19 protein-coding genes, 1 riboswitch and 1 other annotated feature are annotated in these 19,297 nt (G+C 44.8%); of the genes, 12 read left to right on the top strand and 7 right to left on the bottom strand.

Annotation, left to right across the window (positions count from 1 at the left end; translation table 11 throughout):
• The first annotated feature begins 79 nt into the window (after positions 1-79).
• The 7 genes from nikB to putP all read left to right on the top strand — a co-directional run bounded on the left by nikB (position 80) and on the right by putP (position 8,264).
• Positions 80-1,018, top strand: a complete 939-nt coding sequence (nikB, locus tag NE638_RS10685) for a nickel ABC transporter permease (protein ID WP_021651480.1) — start codon at positions 80-82, stop codon at positions 1,016-1,018.
• Positions 1,019-1,849: a nickel transporter permease gene (gene nikC / locus NE638_RS10680; RefSeq protein ID WP_173746170.1), complete on the top strand. Its 831-nt coding sequence runs from the start codon at positions 1,019-1,021 to the stop codon at positions 1,847-1,849.
• Between the two features lie 57 nt (positions 1,850-1,906).
• A complete protein-coding gene (locus NE638_RS10675) occupies positions 1,907-3,475 on the top strand; it encodes an ABC transporter substrate-binding protein (RefSeq protein WP_173746169.1) in 1,569 nt (522 codons plus the stop codon).
• A gap of 14 nt (positions 3,476-3,489) precedes the next feature.
• Complete coding sequence (locus NE638_RS10670; RefSeq protein WP_059085714.1) at positions 3,490-4,275, top strand: ABC transporter ATP-binding protein; 786 nt, start codon at positions 3,490-3,492, stop codon at positions 4,273-4,275.
• Positions 4,268-5,233 carry an ABC transporter ATP-binding protein gene (locus NE638_RS10665; RefSeq protein ID WP_173746168.1) on the top strand — a complete coding sequence of 322 codons (966 nt, stop codon included), beginning with the start codon at positions 4,268-4,270 and terminating at the stop codon, positions 5,231-5,233. Before NE638_RS10670 ends, NE638_RS10665 begins: the two co-directional genes overlap by 8 nt.
• Before the next feature lie 18 nt (positions 5,234-5,251).
• The gene (locus NE638_RS10660) at positions 5,252-6,499 is read left to right on the top strand and encodes a hypothetical protein (protein WP_173746167.1); all 1,248 of its coding nucleotides are present in this window, start codon (positions 5,252-5,254) and stop codon (positions 6,497-6,499) included.
• A gap of 232 nt (positions 6,500-6,731) precedes the next feature.
• On the top strand, positions 6,732-8,264 hold the full coding sequence (gene putP, locus NE638_RS10655; protein WP_110103526.1) for a sodium/proline symporter PutP: 1,533 nt from the start codon (positions 6,732-6,734) through the stop codon (positions 8,262-8,264).
• Positions 8,265-8,378: 114 nt separating this feature from the next.
• Here putP and folK read toward each other — a convergent pair whose 3' ends face one another.
• The 6 genes from folK to NE638_RS10625 all read right to left on the bottom strand — a co-directional run bounded on the left by folK (position 8,379) and on the right by NE638_RS10625 (position 12,159).
• Positions 8,379-9,209 carry a 2-amino-4-hydroxy-6-hydroxymethyldihydropteridine diphosphokinase gene (gene folK, locus NE638_RS10650; protein ID WP_092070551.1) on the bottom strand — a complete coding sequence of 277 codons (831 nt, stop codon included), beginning with the start codon at positions 9,207-9,209 and terminating at the stop codon, positions 8,379-8,381.
• A gap of 9 nt (positions 9,210-9,218) precedes the next feature.
• A complete protein-coding gene (folP, locus tag NE638_RS10645; RefSeq protein WP_092070547.1) occupies positions 9,219-10,025 on the bottom strand; it encodes a dihydropteroate synthase in 807 nt (268 codons plus the stop codon).
• 11 nt (positions 10,026-10,036) lie between these two features.
• Positions 10,037-10,513: an HD domain-containing protein gene (locus NE638_RS10640; protein WP_021651470.1), complete on the bottom strand. Its 477-nt coding sequence runs from the start codon at positions 10,511-10,513 to the stop codon at positions 10,037-10,039.
• A complete protein-coding gene (gene folE / locus NE638_RS10635; RefSeq protein ID WP_015524935.1) occupies positions 10,513-11,070 on the bottom strand; it encodes a GTP cyclohydrolase I FolE in 558 nt (185 codons plus the stop codon). Before folE ends, NE638_RS10640 begins: the two co-directional genes overlap by 1 nt.
• A 144-nt stretch (positions 11,071-11,214) precedes the next feature.
• A riboswitch (THF riboswitch) is annotated at positions 11,215-11,311 on the bottom strand.
• 219 nt (positions 11,312-11,530) lie between these two features.
• The gene (locus NE638_RS10630; RefSeq protein ID WP_118608709.1) at positions 11,531-11,806 is read right to left on the bottom strand and encodes a hypothetical protein; all 276 of its coding nucleotides are present in this window, start codon (positions 11,804-11,806) and stop codon (positions 11,531-11,533) included.
• Positions 11,803-12,159: a hypothetical protein gene (locus tag NE638_RS10625; protein WP_022426549.1), complete on the bottom strand. Its 357-nt coding sequence runs from the start codon at positions 12,157-12,159 to the stop codon at positions 11,803-11,805. Before NE638_RS10625 ends, NE638_RS10630 begins: the two co-directional genes overlap by 4 nt.
• A gap of 106 nt (positions 12,160-12,265) precedes the next feature.
• Here NE638_RS10625 and NE638_RS10620 point away from each other — a divergent pair, with 106 nt between their 5' ends.
• Entirely contained in the window at positions 12,266-12,400 is a 135-nt protein-coding gene (locus NE638_RS10620; protein WP_021651468.1) for a hypothetical protein, read from the top strand.
• Positions 12,401-12,419: 19 nt separating this feature from the next.
• Here NE638_RS10620 and NE638_RS10615 read toward each other — a convergent pair whose 3' ends face one another.
• Complete coding sequence (locus tag NE638_RS10615) at positions 12,420-12,719, bottom strand: hypothetical protein (protein ID WP_015524939.1); 300 nt, start codon at positions 12,717-12,719, stop codon at positions 12,420-12,422.
• A 174-nt stretch (positions 12,720-12,893) separates the two neighbouring features.
• On the opposite strand from NE638_RS10615, the gene NE638_RS10610 reads away from it, so the two are divergent.
• From NE638_RS10610 to alaS, 4 genes are all read left to right on the top strand, one after another.
• A complete protein-coding gene (locus NE638_RS10610) occupies positions 12,894-14,162 on the top strand; it encodes a cell wall hydrolase (RefSeq protein WP_179976481.1) in 1,269 nt (422 codons plus the stop codon).
• Between the two features lie 77 nt (positions 14,163-14,239).
• A complete protein-coding gene (gene rnhA, locus NE638_RS10605; protein WP_173746166.1) occupies positions 14,240-14,728 on the top strand; it encodes a ribonuclease HI in 489 nt (162 codons plus the stop codon).
• A gap of 194 nt (positions 14,729-14,922) precedes the next feature.
• Positions 14,923-15,243: a binding site (T-box leader), on the top strand.
• 48 nt (positions 15,244-15,291) lie between these two features.
• On the top strand, positions 15,292-16,518 hold the full coding sequence (gene tyrS, locus NE638_RS10600) for a tyrosine--tRNA ligase (protein WP_015524942.1): 1,227 nt from the start codon (positions 15,292-15,294) through the stop codon (positions 16,516-16,518).
• An 86-nt stretch (positions 16,519-16,604) separates the two neighbouring features.
• The gene (gene alaS / locus NE638_RS10595; RefSeq protein ID WP_092070532.1) at positions 16,605-19,247 is read left to right on the top strand and encodes an alanine--tRNA ligase; all 2,643 of its coding nucleotides are present in this window, start codon (positions 16,605-16,607) and stop codon (positions 19,245-19,247) included.
• The last annotated feature ends 50 nt before the right edge of the window (positions 19,248-19,297 follow it).

Genomic DNA, 19,297 nt, shown 5'->3' with positions numbered 1-19,297 from the left:
AGAATCCAATAGTTTCTTTTATCTAACTAAATTAAAACGGCAATGTTAAAATCGCATCAAATGAGGAAAGGAGTAAAACGTGACAAAGAAACAAGTAGGAAAAAGATTTCTCCAGATCATCATTGTATTATTTGGAATCAGCTTTTTCACATTTGGACTGACCTATCTGTCACCTGGTGATCCTGCGGAGATCATGCTGACAGAGTGTGGTAATCTTCCTACACCAGAGCTTCTGGAACAGACAAGACATGAGCTTGGCCTTGATCAGCCCTTTCTCGTGCAGTATGGTTCCTGGCTGAAGGGTGTTGTTACAGGAGATATGGGACAGTCCTATTCTTTCAAAATGCCGGTAACAGATAAACTGGTATCCTGTTTCTGGCCGACGCTGAGGATGTCGTTGCTGGCACTTCTGATGATGGTCATTATTTCCATACCGCTTGGAATCCTGGCCGCTGTATATCAGAACAAATTCCCGGATTATTTTGTGAGAGGAATTACCTTTGTGGGAGTATCTGTTCCAAGCTTCTGGCTGGGCCTGATCCTTCTCAGCATCTTTGGTGTTCAGCTTCGCTGGATCAATGTTGCAGGAGGCAGTACTGATTTTAAATCCATGATCCTCCCGGCGCTGACTCTTGCACTTGCCATGTCTGCAAAATATACCAGACAGGTAAGAAGTGCAGTACTGGAGGAACTTCACCAGGATTATGTCACAGGTGCAAGAATGCGTGGAATCAAGGAAAGCGTTATTCTCTGGAAACACGTCCTTCCTAACGTAATGCTTCCTCTGGTAACATTGCTGGGACTTTCCCTTGGAAGTCTTCTGGGAGGTACTGCAGTTGTAGAGATCATTTACAACTGGCCTGGAATGGGAAATATGGCAGTAAAAGCAATTTCCTGTCGTGACTATCCTCTTGTACAGGGCTATGTACTCTGGATCGCGATCCTGTACATGTGCATCAACCTGCTTGTGGATCTGTCCTATACTTATCTCGATCCAAGACTTAAGGAGGATAGATAATTGAAAAAGGTATTACGAACATTCAAAGAAAATAAACAGTTCACTCTTTTCTTCATTCTGGGTCTCGTGGTGATCGGAATTGCGATCTTTGCGCCACAGCTCTCACCATATGATCCACTGAATGCAGTTATGACCGAATCACTGCAGGAGCCAAGCTCCGCTCATCTATTCGGAACGGATAAGCTTGGACGAGATCTTCTTTCCCGTGTTATCTTCGGAACAAGAACCTCTCTGATCATGACCTTATGTCTGGTTGCGGTGATCTTTGTCATCGGTACATTTTTAGGAGTTATTGCCGGATATTTCGGCGGCGTTGTGGATGCAGTGATCATGCGTATCGCAGATATGATGATCTCCTTCCCTGGGCTTGTACTGGCCATTGCCATTGCCGGCATGCTTGGACCAAACCTGGTCAATGCCGTTATCTCCATTGCGGCTGTAAGCTGGACAAAATATGCCCGTCTTGCACGAAGTATGGTCTTGAAAGTCAAGAAGAGTCTTTACATAGAGGCAGCTATAGTAAACGGAACAAAGACCTGGAAAATTCTTCTTGTACACATTCTTCCCAACATGGTAACCCAGATGGTGGTAACTGCGGCAGCAGATATCGGAACTATGATGCTGGAGCTGGCTTCCCTTTCATTCCTGGGATTTGGTGCAACTGCGCCGACACCGGAGTGGGGACTGATGCTGAATGAAGGAAGAACCTACATGGCAAAGGCGCCATGGCTTATGATCTACCCTGGTATCGCTATCGTGATCTGTGTTGTTGTTTTCAACATGCTTGGAGACAGCATCCGTGATGTACTGGATCCGCGTCAGGATCAATAAAACAACTCTGTAACAAACCAACACCATATGATCAGTTATTATCTTTAGGAGGATGAAATGAGAAATAATGTAGTTAAAAAAGTGCTGGCTGCTACACTTGCATGTATGATGACTTTTTCCATGACAACAGTGGCTCAGGCAAAGGGTGACAAAAAAAGTGATAAGGAAATCACCATCGGAGTAACAAGCTTTGCAGATACACTGGAGCCGACAGAGCAGTATTTCAGCTGGGTTGTATCCCGTTATGCGATCGGCGAGTGCCTCACAAAATTCGATGAGAACGGTGAGATCGTTCCATGTCTTGCGGAAAAGTGGGAAAACAGTGACGATGGAAAAACATGGACCTTCAAGATCCGTGAGGGCGTAAAATTCTCCAACGGTGACGATATGACACCGGAAATGGTAAAAGCCTCCATCGAACGTACCGCTGAAAAGAGTGACCGTGTTCCGGAATTCTTTGATCTCGACAGCCTCGAAGTTGACGGACAGAACTTGATTTTCCACCTGAACAGAGCAAATGCAAACATGGCCGGATGCCTTGCAGACCCGCTGTTTCTGATCGTAAATACAAATGTAGATGATTCTACATTTGCCATGGAAGGACCGATCTGTACAGGACCTTACGCAGTAGAGTCTTTCAGCCCGACGGATTCCTGTATCGTAGTAAAAAATGAGAACTACTGGGATGGAGAAGTTCCCCTTGATAAAGTTACACTGAAATGTGTGGATGACCAGACAACACGTTCCATGGCTCTTCAGACAGGTGAGATCGATATCGCTTACAACCTGAAAACAGAGAACCTGGTTGAGTTTGAGGGAAATGACAATTACGACATCCAGGAGCTTCAGTCTCTTCGCTCCACCTATGCATTCATGAACCAGAATGAGGATCATGCACTCAGCGATAAGGCTCTTCGCCAGGCACTTCTTCGTGGCCTTGACAAGGAAACATACTGCAACACTCTTCTTGAGGGGGGTGCAACAGCTGGTAAAGCACCGGTTCCTCCAACACTTGACTTTGGATTCGATGATCTGAAGGATGAGAATTCCTATGATCCGGACAGCGCAAAGAAGATCCTTGATGAGGCCGGATACAAAGATGTTGACGGTGACGGATTTGTAGAAACTCCTGACGGAGATCCTCTTGTTCTTGATTTTGTTATCTACACAAGCCGTGCCGAGCTTGGTGTATACGCACAGGCAGCACAGGCCAGTCTGAAGGAGATCGGTATCAACGTAAACCTGAACACAGTAAGTTATGAGACACTTCTTGACATGAGAGATTCCGGTCAGTATGACCTTCTGATCTGGAACGTGCTGGTAGCAAACACTGGAGACCCTGAGAACTACTTAAGAGAGAACTGGTACAGCTCCTCTGCAAACAATACTGCAGGATACAATAACCCGGAGGTTGACAAGCTTCTTGACGAGCTTGCGCAGACATTTGATGAGGACAAGAGAAAAGATCTCATCATCGATATTCAGCAGGATATCATGGATGATGCTGCAACTGTATTCTTTGGTTATGAGACAACCTACCTCTTCTCCAACAAAAAGGTAACAGGTGTTAAGATGTATCCAATGGATTATTACTGGCTGACAAAGGATATCACTCTTGCCGAGTAAAGGAGCGCTTATTTATGCTTGAGATCAAGGATCTTTCCGTTCAGTACGGAAAACAGGCACCTACCATTGAACATTTCAACCTTTCCATGAAGAAGGGGGAGATCATCAGTGTGGTAGGCGAGAGTGGAAGTGGAAAAACAACCGTGATCCGTGCTGTCCTCGGTGCACTCGCCGGAGGTGGCCGGGTCAGCACCGGAGATATTCAGTTTCACGGACATTCTCTGCTTTCCAATACAAAGGATGAATGGAGAAATTTAAGGGGTACCCGCATTTCCATGATCTTCCAGGACTGCGGCGGAACCCTGAACCCTATCCGTAAGATTGGAAGTCAGTATGTGGAATATATCTGTACACATACAGATATATCCAAAGCAGAAGCATGGAAGAAAGGCTGTTCCATGCTCCAGAAAATGCGTCTTCCGGACGCGGAAAATATCATGAAAAGTTATCCTCACCAGCTTTCCGGTGGTATGCGCCAGCGAGTTGGTATTGCCATGGCCATGACTTTTAACCCGGAGCTGCTTCTTGCAGATGAGCCGACCAGTGCGCTGGACGTTACTACACAGGCACAGATCGTACGCCAGATGATGGAGCTCCGTGATGATTTCGGAACCGGTATCATCATTGTTACTCATAACATTGGCGTAGCAGCCTATATGGCAGATCAGCTTGTTGTTATGCAAAACGGAAAAGTTGTGGATCAGGGAACACGAGATGAAGTCATGGAGCATCCGACCAGTGACTATACAAAGAAACTGCTGGCTGCAGTGCCGGAAATGGAGGGACAGCGTTATGTTTAAGGAATCCGATATCGTACTCAGTGCAAAACATATCGTAAAACAGTTCCCGGCTTCCGGCGGCAGAACATTAACAGCCTGCAACGATGTGAACCTGAACGTTTATAAAGGAAAGACTCTGGGAATCGTCGGAGAAAGTGGCTGCGGTAAATCAACCTTTGTCCGCATGGTCATTTCTCTTGACAAGCCGACTAGCGGAGAGATCCTTTACCATGGAAAAAACCTCTCTGATCTTTCCCAAAAAGAAACCTGGCTGAACCGTCAGAACATGCAGATGGTCTTCCAGGATCCGTTGGCGTCCTTTGACCCGAAAATGAAGATCGTGGATATTCTCACAGAACCCCTGATCAATTACGGAAAGCTGAAAAGAAGCGAAAAGGAATCCAAGGCCAGAGAACTCCTGAAAATGGTAGAGCTTCCTGAAGATTTTATAGACCGCTATCCCCATAACATGAGTGGTGGTCAGCGTCAGCGTATCAGTATTGCCCGGGCACTTTCCCTGGAGCCGGAGATCCTGGTATGTGACGAGGCTACCTCTGCACTCGATGTTTCCGTACAGGAATCCGTGATCCGTCTTCTGGTGCGTCTCCAGAAGGAGAAAAACATCAGCATGCTTTTTATCTGCCATGACCTGGCTCTGATCCGTTCCTTTGCTCATCAGATTGCTGTCATGTACCTCGGGAATATCGTGGAGGTAATTCCGGGAGAGGATGTTACGGAAAAGTCTCTTCATCCATATACACAGGCTCTTCTGGGGGCACAGTTTTCCATTCATATGGATCAGAACAAAAAGATCGAGAGCATCGAAAGTGAGGCCCCCAGCCCTCTGGATGTTCCTCATGGCTGTCCATTCCAGAATCGTTGCGAACACTGCATGGAGAAATGCAGGACGATCCGTCCTGTGCTCACAGAAGTAGAGTCCGGACATGAAGTAGCCTGCCATTATGTAACGGAAAAATAAGGAAATGCACAAAACAGTATGATTTTTAAAAACTTTAAAGTACTGGGCATTCTGTTGTTGCTGCTTGCCGTTTTTACAGTTGGCGGAAAAAAAGTTTCTGCTGCTGTCGAAGACGGAGATATCCAATATACAATAGGTGTTGTAGTATATAATCAGGACAGCCCGGAAATGAACATGTTCATGAACTATTACAGAGAATACATCCAGCAGGGGTTTCCGGTTAAGTTTTATTTTTCAGGAAATATCAATTCTGCGGAGGATGAGTGCGATTTCATCCGCGCAATGAAGCAGCAGGGTGTGAGCGGGATCATTTCTTTTTATGGACAGGATATCCAGAAGATCGTAGAAACCTGCGATGAGGAAGAAATGTATTATGTTCTTGGTTCTGGAAACATCAGTGATGAAGATTATGACAAGATAAAAAACAGCCAGTATTTTCTTGGAAGCGTAGGACCGGATGCAAAAGCAGATTATGAAGCCGGCTATAATATGGCAGAGTATTTTGCAGATGCAGACACCAGCAAATATATTGTACTGACAGGTGGTTCCTCCGCTGGAAACTACATGCATCTTCAGAGAGCGATCGGTGTTCTGGAAGCTCTGGCGGAGAAGGAGGGGCTGACTTATTCCGAGGATGTTGAGAGGCTTGCGGCATCTGAGAAAACAACCGTTGCAGATACAGGAAAAGATGATATCAGCATTACCATCTGTCCAGGCTATATGACAGCCCCAAAAGGGATCAATAATCTGAAACATGCTTTTGTAGACGGAAATTATGATGCAATTCTCTGTACCTTCAATGTAGATGAGATCATGAAGATTGTTACAGCAAAAGAAGATGAGCAGGGCTCCAATATCAAGATTGGAGCAGTTGACTGCTTCTCCCAGGAAAACCACGATGAGATCAATACTGAGGATTCCTTTGGAAATCCTAAAATTGATTACATTGCCGGTAAATATGCATCCATGGGCGGTCCTGCCTTTGCGATCCTGTACAATGCAATGACCGGTTATCCGGAGGCAAATACCGACGACGCTGATTCTAATACAGTGCGTCTGTATCAGGGCTTCTGGAGTGCATCCGATAAAGCTTCTTTCAATAAGCTTTACGGATATACACAGGACATTTATGAAAATGCATACAGCTGTGCAGATCTGATGAAAGTGATCAAGTCGTATAATCCAGACACTACACCGAATGATATGAAAGCACTGACAGAAGCATATACAGTGGAAGATGTGCAGAAGCGTATGGAAGAAAAATAAACAGAGATTTTGAAAAAGAGCTGGGCCGCCTTATATGGTTCAGCCCTTTTTCTTCATATAAAATACTTTTTTATGTAAAAAAACGAAAAATCCTCTTTACTTTCTAAAGTTAATATAATAAAATCTATAAATATGTGTAAAACTGGTTTAAAAACAGAAAGCATGGGGATGCATAAGCAAAATCCCTCATGTTTTGTGATTTTAAAGCAGAAACATGGAAGGGAGAGAAACAATGACAACAGCACATATTTGTATAATGGCAGCCATTATCGTCTATCTGGGTGCAATGATCTTTGTAGGTTATCTTTGCTCCAAGAACAATAATGACAGTTCTGATTTCTATCTTGGAGGACGAAAGCTTGGTCCACTTGTCACAGCTATGAGTGCAGAGGCTTCTGACATGAGCAGCTGGCTTCTGATGGGCCTGCCGGGACTTGCTTATCTTACCGGTATTGCAGATGCAGGCTGGACAGCCATTGGCCTTGCGATCGGAACTTACGTAAACTGGAGGATCGTGGCAAAAAGAATCCGCCGCTACACACATGTGGCAGGAAATTCCATTACATTGCCATCCTTTTTCAGTAATCGTTACAGAGATGAGAAAAAGATCCTGCAGTCTATCGGAGCGATTTTTATCGTGATCTTTTTTATTCCGTATACAGCTTCCGGATTTGCAGCCTGTGGTAAACTTTTTGCAAGTCTCTTCGGTGTAAAATATCTGCCAGCTATGATCATCAGTGCACTGGTCATCGTTGGATACACCACACTGGGAGGATTCCTGGCAGCATCTACCACGGACTTTATTCAGAGTATCATCATGTCCATCGCTCTTGTGATCGTATTTGTATTCGGGATTAGCACAGCAGGTGGTATTGAAGCAGTTGCAGACCATGCAAGATCACTGCCCGGATATCTGACTATGTTTACTACATATGATCCAACAACCGGAACAGAACAGGCATATCCACTGCTTAATATCATTTCCATGCTTGCATGGGGACTTGGATATTTCGGAATGCCGCATATTCTTCTTCGTTTCATGGCGATCGAAGACGAAGAGAAGCTTACACTTTCCAGAAGAGTAGCAACTACATGGGTAGTGATCTCACTGGCAGTAGCAGTACTGATTGGTGTGGTAGGACTTGGAATGACAGCAGCAGGAGAGTTTGACCTTCTGGAAGGCTCCGCATCTGAGACAATTATCGTTCAGATCGCAGATCTTCTCAGTAAACATGGTGTAATTGCAGCAATCCTTGCAGGACTCATCCTTGCAGGAATCTTGGCATCCACCATGTCAACTGCAGATTCTCAGCTCCTGGCAGCATCCTCAGCAGTTTCTTCCGACCTTCTCGGAAGTATCCTGAAGGATAAAGAAACAAAAAAAGAAAGCATGGTAGCCGATAAGATCACGCTTCTTCTCATCGCCGTAGTAGCCATGTTTATTGCCCGCGACCCGAACAGTTCTGTGTTTACTATCGTATCCTTTGCCTGGGCAGGCTTCGGAGCCGTATTCGGCCCGGTGGTACTTCTGGCATTATTCTGGAGACGTTCCAACTGGCAGGGAGCCCTGGCAGGAATGATCTGCGGCGGTTCCATGGTATTTATCTGGAAATACGGAATCAGCACGCTCGGCGGCGCCTGGGGAATCTATGAACTTCTTCCCGCATTCCTGGTGGCTATTGCAGCAAACATCATCGTCAGCCTCATTACCAAGGCACCATCCAAAGAGATCACTGACGAATTTGATCTGGTAAACCAGAAATAAAATATTTTTCGATAATAGTCAATAATTCACACTGATACAAAACAAGCCTGATACAGATTATAGTAAAGATATCTGTATCGGGCTTGTTATCTTTTTATTATTTAATAAATAAAGTCACACCGCCAAAGTTTTTCCCTCAAGCTTTTTTAACAACTGCTCCATTGTTAAATTCAACACCGGATGCCGAAGATACGGTGCGATCTCCACCATAGGCTTCAAAACAAAATCCCTGTTTTCCATATCAATATGAGGCACATGTAGTTCCACTGTATCAATAATCTCATTATCGTAAAACAGAATATCCAGATCCAGTGTCCTTGGTCCCCAGTGAATGATCCTTTTCCGGTCCGCAGCCTGTTCCAGCACATGCAGCCTGTCAAGAAGCTCCTCCGGAGAAAGCAGCGTCCGGACTCTTAAGGCTCCGTTGAGAAACTCATCCTGCTCCACATCCCCGTAAGGCTCCGTTACAAGATACTCGGAAACCTTTTCAACAACAATCTCTTTCATATCCCGAAGACCCTGGATCGCATTGTCCAGGTATTTCTTCTTATCCCCCATATTGGAACCAAAAGCAATATAAGCCGTATGCCAGCCTCGGGTAATTTCCACAGCAACGGTTTTCAGCGGAAGACCTACCGGAGCCCAGGGCTTTTCAATACGGAGGGTGATCTTTTTAAGAAGAGGGAGAGAAAGCAGCAGCGTCTCTGCCAGATTCTCCACAGCAGCCTCCAGAAGTTTATAAGTATTTTTCTGAAGAAAATCGGTGATCATATGACTGACTTCTCCATAATTGATGGAAGCAGAAAGATCATCTGTCAGCCCTGCCGGACGTGTTTCTGTATACATAACAGCAGAAACAACAAATTTCTGTCCGAGAGCTGTTTCTTCCGGAAACACACCATGGTTTGCAAAAATCTCAAGATCTCTGATTTCGATTTTATCCATCAGTTCCTCCTAACGTCCCAGAATAGCTTCTGTCATCTGGATGACGCGTTTATTTTCTTTGATGTCATGAACACGGACAAATGCACACCCCTTCATAACACCGATCACCGATGTGGCAAGAGTTCCCTCTACACGCTGATCTACAGGAAGATCAAGGGCAAGTCCGATCATGGATTTTCTGGAGGTACCAAGAAGCACCGGATATCCCAGCTTCCGGAAAAGCTCCAGATTATCCATAGTCATCAGGTTCATCTCATAGGTTTTACCAAATCCGACACCAGGATCAAGGATGATCTTATCATCGGCAATACCGGCACGTTTGGCAATATTGACACATTCCTGGGTTTCTGCCAGCATATCCACAATAAAATTATTGTATTCAGTATTATCTTTGTTATGCATCAGACAGCAGGGAGCCTGATATCTGGCAATGACAGGAGCCATTTCAGGATCATATTTCAGTCCCCAGATGTCATTGATAAGATCTGCTCCGTGTTTCAGGGCTTCTTCCGCAACACATCCCTTATAGGTATCTACAGAGATGGGGATATCAAAACGCCCTTTTACTGCTTCGATAACAGGAAGAATACGCTCGATCTCCTCCTGTGCGCCAACCGGTGTATGCCCCGGACGTGTGGATTCCCCACCGATATCAAGAATATCAGCACCTTCGGCGATCATAGCTTCTGTATGTTTCAGGGCATGATCCATATCGTTCCATTTTCCGCCATCTGAGAAAGAATCCGGTGTGACATTTAGGATACCCATAATATATGTTTTGTTTTTTACATCAAACTCACGATTTCCGATTTTCATGGAAAAACCTCCTAATATTGGATCGTCATATTTTTTTTAGCAGGAGACCAGTAACATTCCGGCTCTGCTTTACAGGAAAAACAGTTTCTGGAGCTTTTGTCCGCAGTATAGAGCAATTTTCCAAGAACTGTCGGATCCGTCTGAGCTCTGTGACCACGTATTGCCGCAATGATCGCTTCCATTTCTTCCATAGAAAATCCAAGCTCGTTTAAGATCTGTCCTGCGATAGCAGCACCGGCCTCATCATGAGGAGTGCCATCTTCATACTGTCTGGCCCGTCCGATATCGTGAAGAAGGGCAGTACAGTAGATCAGTTCCTTTGAAACAGGAGCATTTTCCTCAAGTGCCCGGATATAGGCAAGGCGTGCCACATCCAAAAAATGCTCCGGTGTATGTCTGCAGAATTCACGGTCAGTCTCCAGAAGCTGAAGCTTATTAAGCTCATTCTGATAGAGCGGATGATTCCAGATCTGATTCACTCTGTCCATCAGTCCTTGACCATAGCAAGGAACTGTTTCTGAAGCTCCATATTTTCTTTAAATTCACCTCTGGTAACAGTCGTAACCGTTTTGCTTCCCGGCTTTTTGATTCCACGCATGGTCATGCAGGTATGCTCCGCTTCCAGCATAACCATGATTCCCTTTGGAGCGAGAACACGTTCCAGCGCATCTGCGATCTGCACAGTCAGACGTTCCTGGATCTGCGGTCTTCTTGCATACACATCAACGGTACGGGCCAGCTTGCTTAAGCCGGTAACCTTGCCATTTGGGATATATGCGATATGAGCTTTACCGTAAAAGGGCATAAGATGATGTTCACACATGGAATAAAAGGTAATATCCTTTTCCAGAACCATTTCATTGTTCTCTACATGAAACTGTTTCTGAAGATGTTCATCCGCTTCATTATCAAGTCCGCCATAAATTTCCTCGCACATGCGGGCGATACGTTCCGGAGTTCCCTGCAGTCCCTCTCTGTTTACATCCTCGCCGATTCCCTCGAGAAGAAGCTTGATCGCCTCTTCAACTTTTGCTTTGTCTACCATAAATAACAACCTCCATTTGTTAAAAAAATCACGTTTTTCGGAGACTGTCTCTTTTATTTTTGCGCATAAAAAAAGATATCTCCAATTGTAATAGAACGTATGTCGAAAAAGCCCTACACAATATGAGATATTCTCTTATATTGCTGCAACGGGTGCGGATTTCATACCGTAAGACGTACTTTTCGTTCTGGCGACAACTCCCCATTCGCCAAACACTTGACGCATAAAATCCTATTTTGCATATCATTCATTTCACGGACAAGTATACCATATACTGATATAAGAAGAAAGGGAAAATGATAAAAAAATATCACAAAAATAGGGAATATGTTCTATGAATTATGCGATAGAATCTATGGATATGTCAGATTTTTGCAGATTATATTCCGACAAATATAAAAAGAATTACAAAGTAGAAAATCCCGGAACAGAAAACCGCTGTTCCGGGATCACAGAGCTGTTAATGACGTATCATTTTCATCAGATTCACAATTCTGTCAAGTTTAGCTGCCTCTACCGGACTTTTCCCCATTTTCAGAACTTCTATGATAGTAGAGATCTCATCAGAGCTGAAATTTAAGCCCGCATTTTTTCCTTTAGAAGCTGCGCCCATGATAAAAGGCAGAAGTTCGGACGGATTTTTCCCCAATCCCTGATCTGCCAGACCCTGAAGCATGGAAAGCTTCTGAGGGTCCATTCCGGAAAGCCGGGGATTATTTTTCCAGTCATCACTCATGGATTCTCACCTCCTGACGAATCTTCATTCATGATCTGAAGCATCTGGATCGTAGCCATAAGACTGGTGATATGATCGATCTGACGGCGATTTTCTCCGCCACAGCACTTACGGATATCCTGCAGCATTTCCAGAGGATCGGTGCCAGAAAAACCGGTAGCCTGCAGATCGGCTGTTCTACGGCTGCTTTGAAAAAGCGACATGGTATTCCGAAGTTCCCGGACTTTCGTATACACAGATAAAAACCGCTGCCCGGAAGAAGGAAGGTACGGGATCATGGCTTTCAGCATCTGATCCTGGTCACTTTCCACCATTTCATCCAGAGCAGTACGTGCGATAGGCTCCTGTTCCATAAAAAAATCCTTTTTCCTGAAATCTATGAATTTGCAGAAAGAAATATGACAGAAACCTTCTCTGGTCATATTATATATAGAAGAAATTTTTCAAAGGAATGTGATTATGGAATCTGAAAAAAAACAGGAACTTGTCATTGATGGAAATTCTTTTTATGAAATAGATCTGAAATGTCTGAAAGAGAAAAAACAGAAACAGGAGGAAGCAGAAAAACGGCAGCAGAAAAGGCAGAGGAAATAACCTCTGCCTTTTCAAAAGATCAGCAGCAATTGTTGCAGCCGCATCCATTTCCGCACAAAAGCAGAAGAAGGATGATGATCCAACAGCTGTCGTTGCAGCCGTTGTTATTACAGCCACAGCCACTGTTGTTTCCACAGCAACACATCAGACAGATGATCCAAAGGATACAGGAGCAGCTGTTTCCACCGTTTCCAAACAGGGAATTTCCGCAGCCATTATTACAGCCACAGTTATTGTTACATCCACATCCTGTGCTACATCCGGAATCACAACCACATCCGCAATCACATCCACAATTGGTAGCCGCTAAGTCACTCATCGATAAGTCCTCCAGCAAATTTTATTTACACTTCATCATATGGCAGGAGTCCGTCCACAGTTACAAAAAAGTTGACAGTGTTTATTCATTACGATATAATAAACGAAATGTAACATTTTTGTAATTTTTGAGACAAACTAGCTTTTATATCTAAAACAGGAAATGGGGAAAATTATGAAGAGTTTCAGAACAAAAAAATGGCTGAAGGGTCTGATGCTTGCTATGCTGCTGATCGTGGGAAGCACAGTCTTTTCTGCTTCTGCAAAAGAGGTACAGGCTGCCACTGCAGGCTTTAAAACTATCGATGGAAAAACATACTACATAAAAAGTGATGGGAGCAAGCAGAAAGGCTGGCTGACCCTGGGCGGATACAAGTACTACTTTAACACAAAGACCGGAGTACAGGTAAAGGGCTGGATGAAGGTCAATGGCAAATATACCTACTATTTTACAAAAGGCAAGGGTGTTATGGCAACCGGCTGGATGACAGATTCCAAAGGCCATAAGCGCTATTTCAATCCCAAAACAGGTAAGCTTACCACAGGCTGGGTAAACTGTAGCAAGGGAAGGAAACGTTATTTCACAAAAGGCGGAGGCATTATGGCAACCGGCTGGCTCACCAACAGCAAAGGGCAGAAACGTTATTTTTACAAAACTTCCGGTTATATGGCAACCAAATGGGTAAAAAACAAATCCAAAAATATCAGCTACTATTTTGCCACCAGTACCGGTTATATGTATACTGGTCTGAAGACGATCAATCAGAAGAACTATTATTTTAAATCCAACGGTGTCATGGCAGTAAGTACCTCCGTGACAGTGAATGGAATTACATACTCCATCGCAGCAGACGGAGTGGCCACTGCGAAGACTACCAAACCAAATCTAAATGTCAGCAATGGAGATGTCAAAGTTTACGATACCAAAAACAGCAGATATTACACTATGGTAAAAGAATATAAGAGCCATCCTGGAATAGCCAACGGCAAGACATCCGATGAAGCACTGCTGGCCGCACTTTGCGAATCGGAGGCAGGCGATCAGGGCAAGATCGGAATGGAAGCAGTAGCACTTTGTGTTCTGAATCGTACGATCAAATCAGACAAGGAATTTCCATCTACGATACGAGGTGTGATCTATGAGAATATCGGAAGCAGCACAACCCCACAGTATTCTGTAGTGCGGAACGGGGCCCTTCTCAAACGTCTCAATGGTCAGTTTGAAAACCGTACTCTTGCTTATCAGGCTGCAAGAGAAGCAATGACTATTTTCAATAAACATGTCACTTCCGGCAAAGCCAGAACACTCAGAGGATTTAAACAGAAAGATTTTAATTATATGTATTTCATGATGACCAGCTATTTCTGGAACCAGAATCTGAATTTCAGCAAAGTGAAATATGAAACTTATAAAGGCCATACATTTTTTGTAGACTGGGTATAAGCAACATAGTCTCCGGCAGTAAACTTTGAACAAACAGGCGTATGGACATAAAATTGAAAATTTAAGGAGAAGCAAATATGCAGGTGAAAATCTATACGGATGGTGCAGCCCGGGGAAATCCGGATGGACCGGGAGGCTACGGAGCAGTTCTTCAGTACATCGATACCAAAGGCCAGTTACATGAACGTGAACTGTCCAGAGGCTACAAAAAAACCACAAACAACCGGATGGAGCTGATGGCAGCCATCGTAGCACTGGAAGCACTGAACCGCCCCTGCCAGGTGGATCTGTATTCCGATTCCAAATATCTGGTAGATGCTTTTAATCAGCACTGGATCGATTCCTGGCTAAAGAAAAACTGGAAACGTGGAAAAAACGAAGATGTGAAGAATGTAGATCTCTGGAAACGCCTTTTAAAGGCCAAGGAGCAGCATCAGGTAAGCTTCCACTGGGTTAAGGGACATGCAGATAATCCGTTAAATGAACGGTGTGATCAACTTGCCACATCAGCGGCAGACGGCAATGACCTTTACGTAGATGAAGGAATAAATAGCTTACAGAAATAAAAGTTCCACTTATCACTCACAGAAAACCCGAAACATACCGCGCGAATTTATGCGATCAGCGTAAATTCTGTACATCACGAAGCGTGTTACTGAGAACAGAGTAAAAAGTAATATTCTGCCACTTTAAGTTGTCAAAGCAATATTAAAATTTCTTGACAAACAAAAAAGCAGTTTGTATACTTCATATAGTATAGTAAAAGGCTTGGAAGGGAAAAAGTAGCTTGAGGAAAACCCCACAGAGAGCAGCCGGCAGGTGAGAGGCGCAGGGTAGAACTTTTGTGAATACATCCCGGAGCTGCGCACCGAATCGGGACTTGATACTGTAAATTATAAACTTTATAATAATAGCGTATTATAGATAGGCTGCGACGGAATGGCACCCGTTATTGTGCTGAAGTGGTTTTATATCTTGATATATATGGATATAACGGGATGTAGATTCACTTTATGAGGCAGGAAATGCGAGTTTTCTGTAAATTTAGGTGGTAACGCGGGACCCGGTTCTCGTCCTAAACGGACAGGAACCGGGCATTTTTTATATGACTATACAGGAGGAAAGAACAATGACAGTTTGGGAAGAACTGAAAGCACGTGGCCTGATCGCACAGGTTACAGACGAAGACGAGATCAAAGAGATGGTAAATAACGGGAAAGCCACATTCTATATTGGCTTTGACCCTACAGCAGACAGCCTTCATGTAGGTCACTTCATGGCTCTTTGCCTGATGAAGAGACTGCAGATGGCAGGAAATCGTCCGATCGCCCTTCTCGGCGGCGGAACAGGGATGATCGGTGACCCGTCCGGAAGGACCGATATGCGTCAGATGCTGACAAAAGAAACCATCCAGCACAATATTGACTGCTTCAAGCAGCAGATGAGCCGTTTCATCGATTTCTCCGATGGAAAAGCTCTTATGGTAAACAATGCAGACTGGCTTATGAATCTTAACTATGTAGAGCTTCTCCGTGAGGTAGGCGCTCACTTTTCCGTAAACCGTATGCTGACAGCAGAGTGCTACAAACAGCGTATGGAGAGAGGATTAAGTTTCCTGGAATTCAACTACATGATCATGCAGAGCTATGACTTCTACATGCTGTACCAGAAATACGGCTGTAACATGCAGTTCGGTGGCGATGACCAGTGGAGCAACATGCTTGGCGGAACCGAGCTGATCCGCCGTAAACTTGGCAAGGATGCCTATGCCATGACCATCACACTGCTTCTCAATTCTGAGGGCAAAAAGATGGGAAAAACACAGTCCGGAGCTGTATGGCTTGATCCGAATAAGACATCCCCGTTCGATTTCTACCAGTACTGGAGAAATGTAGACGATGCTGACGTTATCAAATGTATGCGTCTTCTTACTTTCCTTCCTCTTGAGGAGATCGACGAGATGGCCAAATGGGAAGGCAGCGAGCTGAACAAAGCCAAGGAGATCCTTGCATACCAACTGACAGAGCTTGTACACGGTGAGGAGGAAGCCAAGAAAGCACAGGAGGGTGCCCGCGCACTGTTCTCAGGTGCAGATACTTCTCATATGCCTACAACAGAGCTTTCAGAGGAAGATTTTGACGAGGAAGGAAAAATCGACCTGATCACACTTCTTGTAAAAGCAGAGCTGGTACCAAGCCGTTCCGAGGGTCGCCGTGCGATCCAGCAGGGTGGTGTATCCATCGATGGTGAGAAGCTCACCGATATTTACCATACGGTTGAGAAGGATGCTTTTGCAGGGGACGGGATCGTTCTGAAACGAGGCAAGAAAAAATTCAAAAAGATCTGTGTAAAATAATTTCCCATATCTGTGACATTTCCGGGATAAAGCTACGGCATTCCGGAAATGCTGACAGGTAGGGTTGACACAAGGAGGATAACAACATGAAAAAGTACGGAGTGAACGAACTTCGTAAGATGTTCCTTGACTTTATGGAGAGCAAGGGCCATCTTGTAATGAAAAGCTTTTCCCTGGTTCCTCAGGGAGATAAGAGTCTTCTGCTGATCAATGCAGGTATGGCTCCGCTGAAACCATATTTTACAGGTGCTGAGAAGCCGCCAAGAACAAGAGTGACAACCTGCCAGAAATGTATCCGTACCGGAGATATCGAAAATGTAGGTAAAACCGCACGTCACGGTACTTTCTTTGAAATGCTTGGTAACTTCTCTTTTGGTGATTACTTCAAGAAAGAAGCCATCCACTGGTCCTGGGAGTTTCTTACTGAGGTTGTAGGGCTTGATGCAGACCGTCTCTACCCATCCATTTACCTGGATGATGATGAAGCCTTCAATATCTGGAACAAAGAAGTAGGGATTCCGTCTGAACGTATTTTCCGTTTCGGAAAAGAGGATAACTTCTGGGAGCATGGCGCAGGTCCATGCGGTCCATGCTCTGAGATCTACTATGACCGTGGCGAAAAATACGGCTGTGGCAAACCCGGATGTACGGTAGGCTGCGACTGCGACCGTTACATGGAAGTATGGAACAACGTTTTCACACAGTTCGAGAACGATGGAAACGGAAACTACACAACCCTGAAACAGAAAAACATCGATACCGGTATGGGACTTGAGCGTCTTGCTGTAGTTGTTCAGGATGTTGATTCTATTTTTGATGTAGATACAATTTGTGCACTTCGTAATCTTGTATGCGAGATCGCACATAAAGAATATGATAAAAACTATGCCGATGACGTTTCCATCCGTCTGATCACGGACCATATCCGTTCCGCAACATTTATGATCTCCGATGGAATCATGCCAACCAATGAGGGACGTGGATATGTTCTCCGCCGTCTGATCCGCCGCGCAGCACGTCACGGACGTCTTCTTGGCATCGAGGGAACTTTCCTTGCGAAATTAAGTGCACAGGTGATCGAGAGCTCCAAAGCCGGATATCCGGAGCTTGAGGAGAAGAAAGAGTTCATCTTCCGTGTACTGACAAATGAGGAGAATCAGTTCAACAAAACTATCGATCAGGGACTTCGCATCCTTTCCGACATGGAAGAGGATATGAAAAAAGCAGGTGAAAAGACTCTTTCCGGTGACAACGCATTCAAGCTTTATGATACGTACGGATTCCCTCTTGACCTTACAAAAGAGATCCTTGAGGAAAAAGGCTACGGCATTGACGAGGAAGGCTTCCAGAAAGCAATGGAGGAACAGAGAGTCAAGGCACGTACTGCCCGTGAAGTAACCAACTATATGGGTGCAGACGCAACCGTATACGATGATATTGATGTAAACGTAACAACAGAATTCGTCGGCTACGATCATCTTACCTTTGATTCCAAGGTTACTGTCCTTACCACAGAAACAGAGATCGTAGATTCTCTCACAGAGGGACAGAAGGGTACCGTATTTGTAGAGCAGACTCCTTTCTATGCAACAATGGGTGGACAGGAAGGTGATACCGGTGTGATCGAGACTGCAAACGGTAAATTTGTTGTTGAGGACACCATCAAACTCCGCGGTGGCAAATTCGGTCACGTAGGACATATGGAATCCGGTATGATTTCCTCAGGTGAGACAGTATCCCTGAAGGTAAACGAAGAAGCAAGAAAAGATACCGAGAAAAACCACAGTGCAACACATCTTCTTCAGAAAGCACTGAAGACCGTTCTTGGTTCCCACGTAGAGCAGAAGGGTTCTCTGGTAACTCCGGACAGACTTCGTTTTGACTTTGCTCATTTTCAGGCTATGACAGCAGAAGAACTCCAGGCAACAGAAGAGCTTGTAAACAAAGAGATCCAGGCAGGTCTTGATGTTCATACAGATGTCATGGATGTGGAAGAAGCCAAGAAATCCGGAGCAATGGCTCTCTTTGGTGAGAAATATGACCAGAAGGTACGTGTAGTATCCATGGGAGACTTTTCCAAAGAGCTCTGTGGTGGTACTCATGTAAAGAATACAAGCTCCATCATGCTCTTTAAGATCGTTTCCGAATCCGGTATCGCAGCTGGTGTACGCCGTATTGAGGCACTTACCGGCAAAGCAGTTATCGAATACTACAGAAAGCAGGAAGAGCTTCTCCATGAGGCTGCAAAAGCATTAAAGGCCAATACAGCCGAGGTTGTAGAAAAGATCAGTCACCTGCAGGCTGAGGTAAAGGCTCTTCAGAGCGAAAATGAATCCCTCAAGAGCAAAGCTGCCCAGAGTGCACTTGGCGATGTCATGGATAAAGTCGTTGAAGTAAACGGCGTAAAACTCCTTGCAGCCAAAGTTGAGGGCGTTGACATGAACGGTCTCAGAGACCTGGGTGATAAACTGAAAGAGCAGCTTGGCGAAGGTGTTGTCCTTCTTGCAGCAGTAAACGACGGCAAGGTTAATCTTCTTGCAATGGCAACGGATGCAGCTCAGAAAGCAGGCGCTCATGCAGGAAACCTGATCAAAGCTGTGGCAGCGATCGTTGGCGGTGGCGGCGGCGGACGTCCGAACATGGCACAGGCCGGCGGAAAGAATCCGGAAAAGGCTCAGGAAGCTATGGACGCAGCAGCAGGAATCCTTGAAAAACAGCTCACAAAATAACAAAGTTGTGCGTGATTTACAATTTTGACATTTTTTTCATAAAAATCGAA

The sequence above is a fragment of the Blautia sp. MSK.18.38 genome, from assembly GCF_024460535.1.
In the GTDB taxonomy this organism is placed as follows: domain Bacteria; phylum Bacillota; class Clostridia; order Lachnospirales; family Lachnospiraceae; genus Blautia_A; species Blautia_A fusiformis.
This window is presented reverse-complemented; position numbering and strand designations above follow the sequence as displayed.

Excerpts from the sequence above, each read along its gene's own strand:
- alaS (WP_092070532.1), top strand. The coding sequence starts at position 16,605 with ATGAAAAAGTACGGAGTGAACGAACTTCGTAAGATGTTCCTTGACTTT.
- folE (WP_015524935.1), bottom strand. The coding sequence starts at position 11,070 with ATGGTAGACAAAGCAAAAGTTGAAGAGGCGATCAAGCTTCTTCTCGAG.
- NE638_RS10665 (WP_173746168.1), top strand. The coding sequence starts at position 4,268 with ATGTTTAAGGAATCCGATATCGTACTCAGTGCAAAACATATCGTAAAA.
- NE638_RS10630 (WP_118608709.1), bottom strand. The coding sequence starts at position 11,806 with ATGAGTGATGACTGGAAAAATAATCCCCGGCTTTCCGGAATGGACCCT.
- NE638_RS10640 (WP_021651470.1), bottom strand. The coding sequence starts at position 10,513 with ATGGACAGAGTGAATCAGATCTGGAATCATCCGCTCTATCAGAATGAG.
- NE638_RS10675 (WP_173746169.1), top strand. The coding sequence starts at position 1,907 with ATGAGAAATAATGTAGTTAAAAAAGTGCTGGCTGCTACACTTGCATGT.
- NE638_RS10625 (WP_022426549.1), bottom strand. The coding sequence starts at position 12,159 with ATGGAACAGGAGCCTATCGCACGTACTGCTCTGGATGAAATGGTGGAA.
- NE638_RS10670 (WP_059085714.1), top strand. The coding sequence starts at position 3,490 with ATGCTTGAGATCAAGGATCTTTCCGTTCAGTACGGAAAACAGGCACCT.
- rnhA (WP_173746166.1), top strand. The coding sequence starts at position 14,240 with ATGCAGGTGAAAATCTATACGGATGGTGCAGCCCGGGGAAATCCGGAT.
- NE638_RS10615 (WP_015524939.1), bottom strand. The coding sequence starts at position 12,719 with ATGAGTGACTTAGCGGCTACCAATTGTGGATGTGATTGCGGATGTGGT.
- folP (WP_092070547.1), bottom strand. The coding sequence starts at position 10,025 with ATGAAAATCGGAAATCGTGAGTTTGATGTAAAAAACAAAACATATATT.
- tyrS (WP_015524942.1), top strand. The coding sequence starts at position 15,292 with ATGACAGTTTGGGAAGAACTGAAAGCACGTGGCCTGATCGCACAGGTT.
- putP (WP_110103526.1), top strand. The coding sequence starts at position 6,732 with ATGACAACAGCACATATTTGTATAATGGCAGCCATTATCGTCTATCTG.
- NE638_RS10610 (WP_179976481.1), top strand. The coding sequence starts at position 12,894 with ATGAAGAGTTTCAGAACAAAAAAATGGCTGAAGGGTCTGATGCTTGCT.
- folK (WP_092070551.1), bottom strand. The coding sequence starts at position 9,209 with ATGGATAAAATCGAAATCAGAGATCTTGAGATTTTTGCAAACCATGGT.
- NE638_RS10620 (WP_021651468.1), top strand. The coding sequence starts at position 12,266 with ATGGAATCTGAAAAAAAACAGGAACTTGTCATTGATGGAAATTCTTTT.
- NE638_RS10660 (WP_173746167.1), top strand. The coding sequence starts at position 5,252 with ATGATTTTTAAAAACTTTAAAGTACTGGGCATTCTGTTGTTGCTGCTT.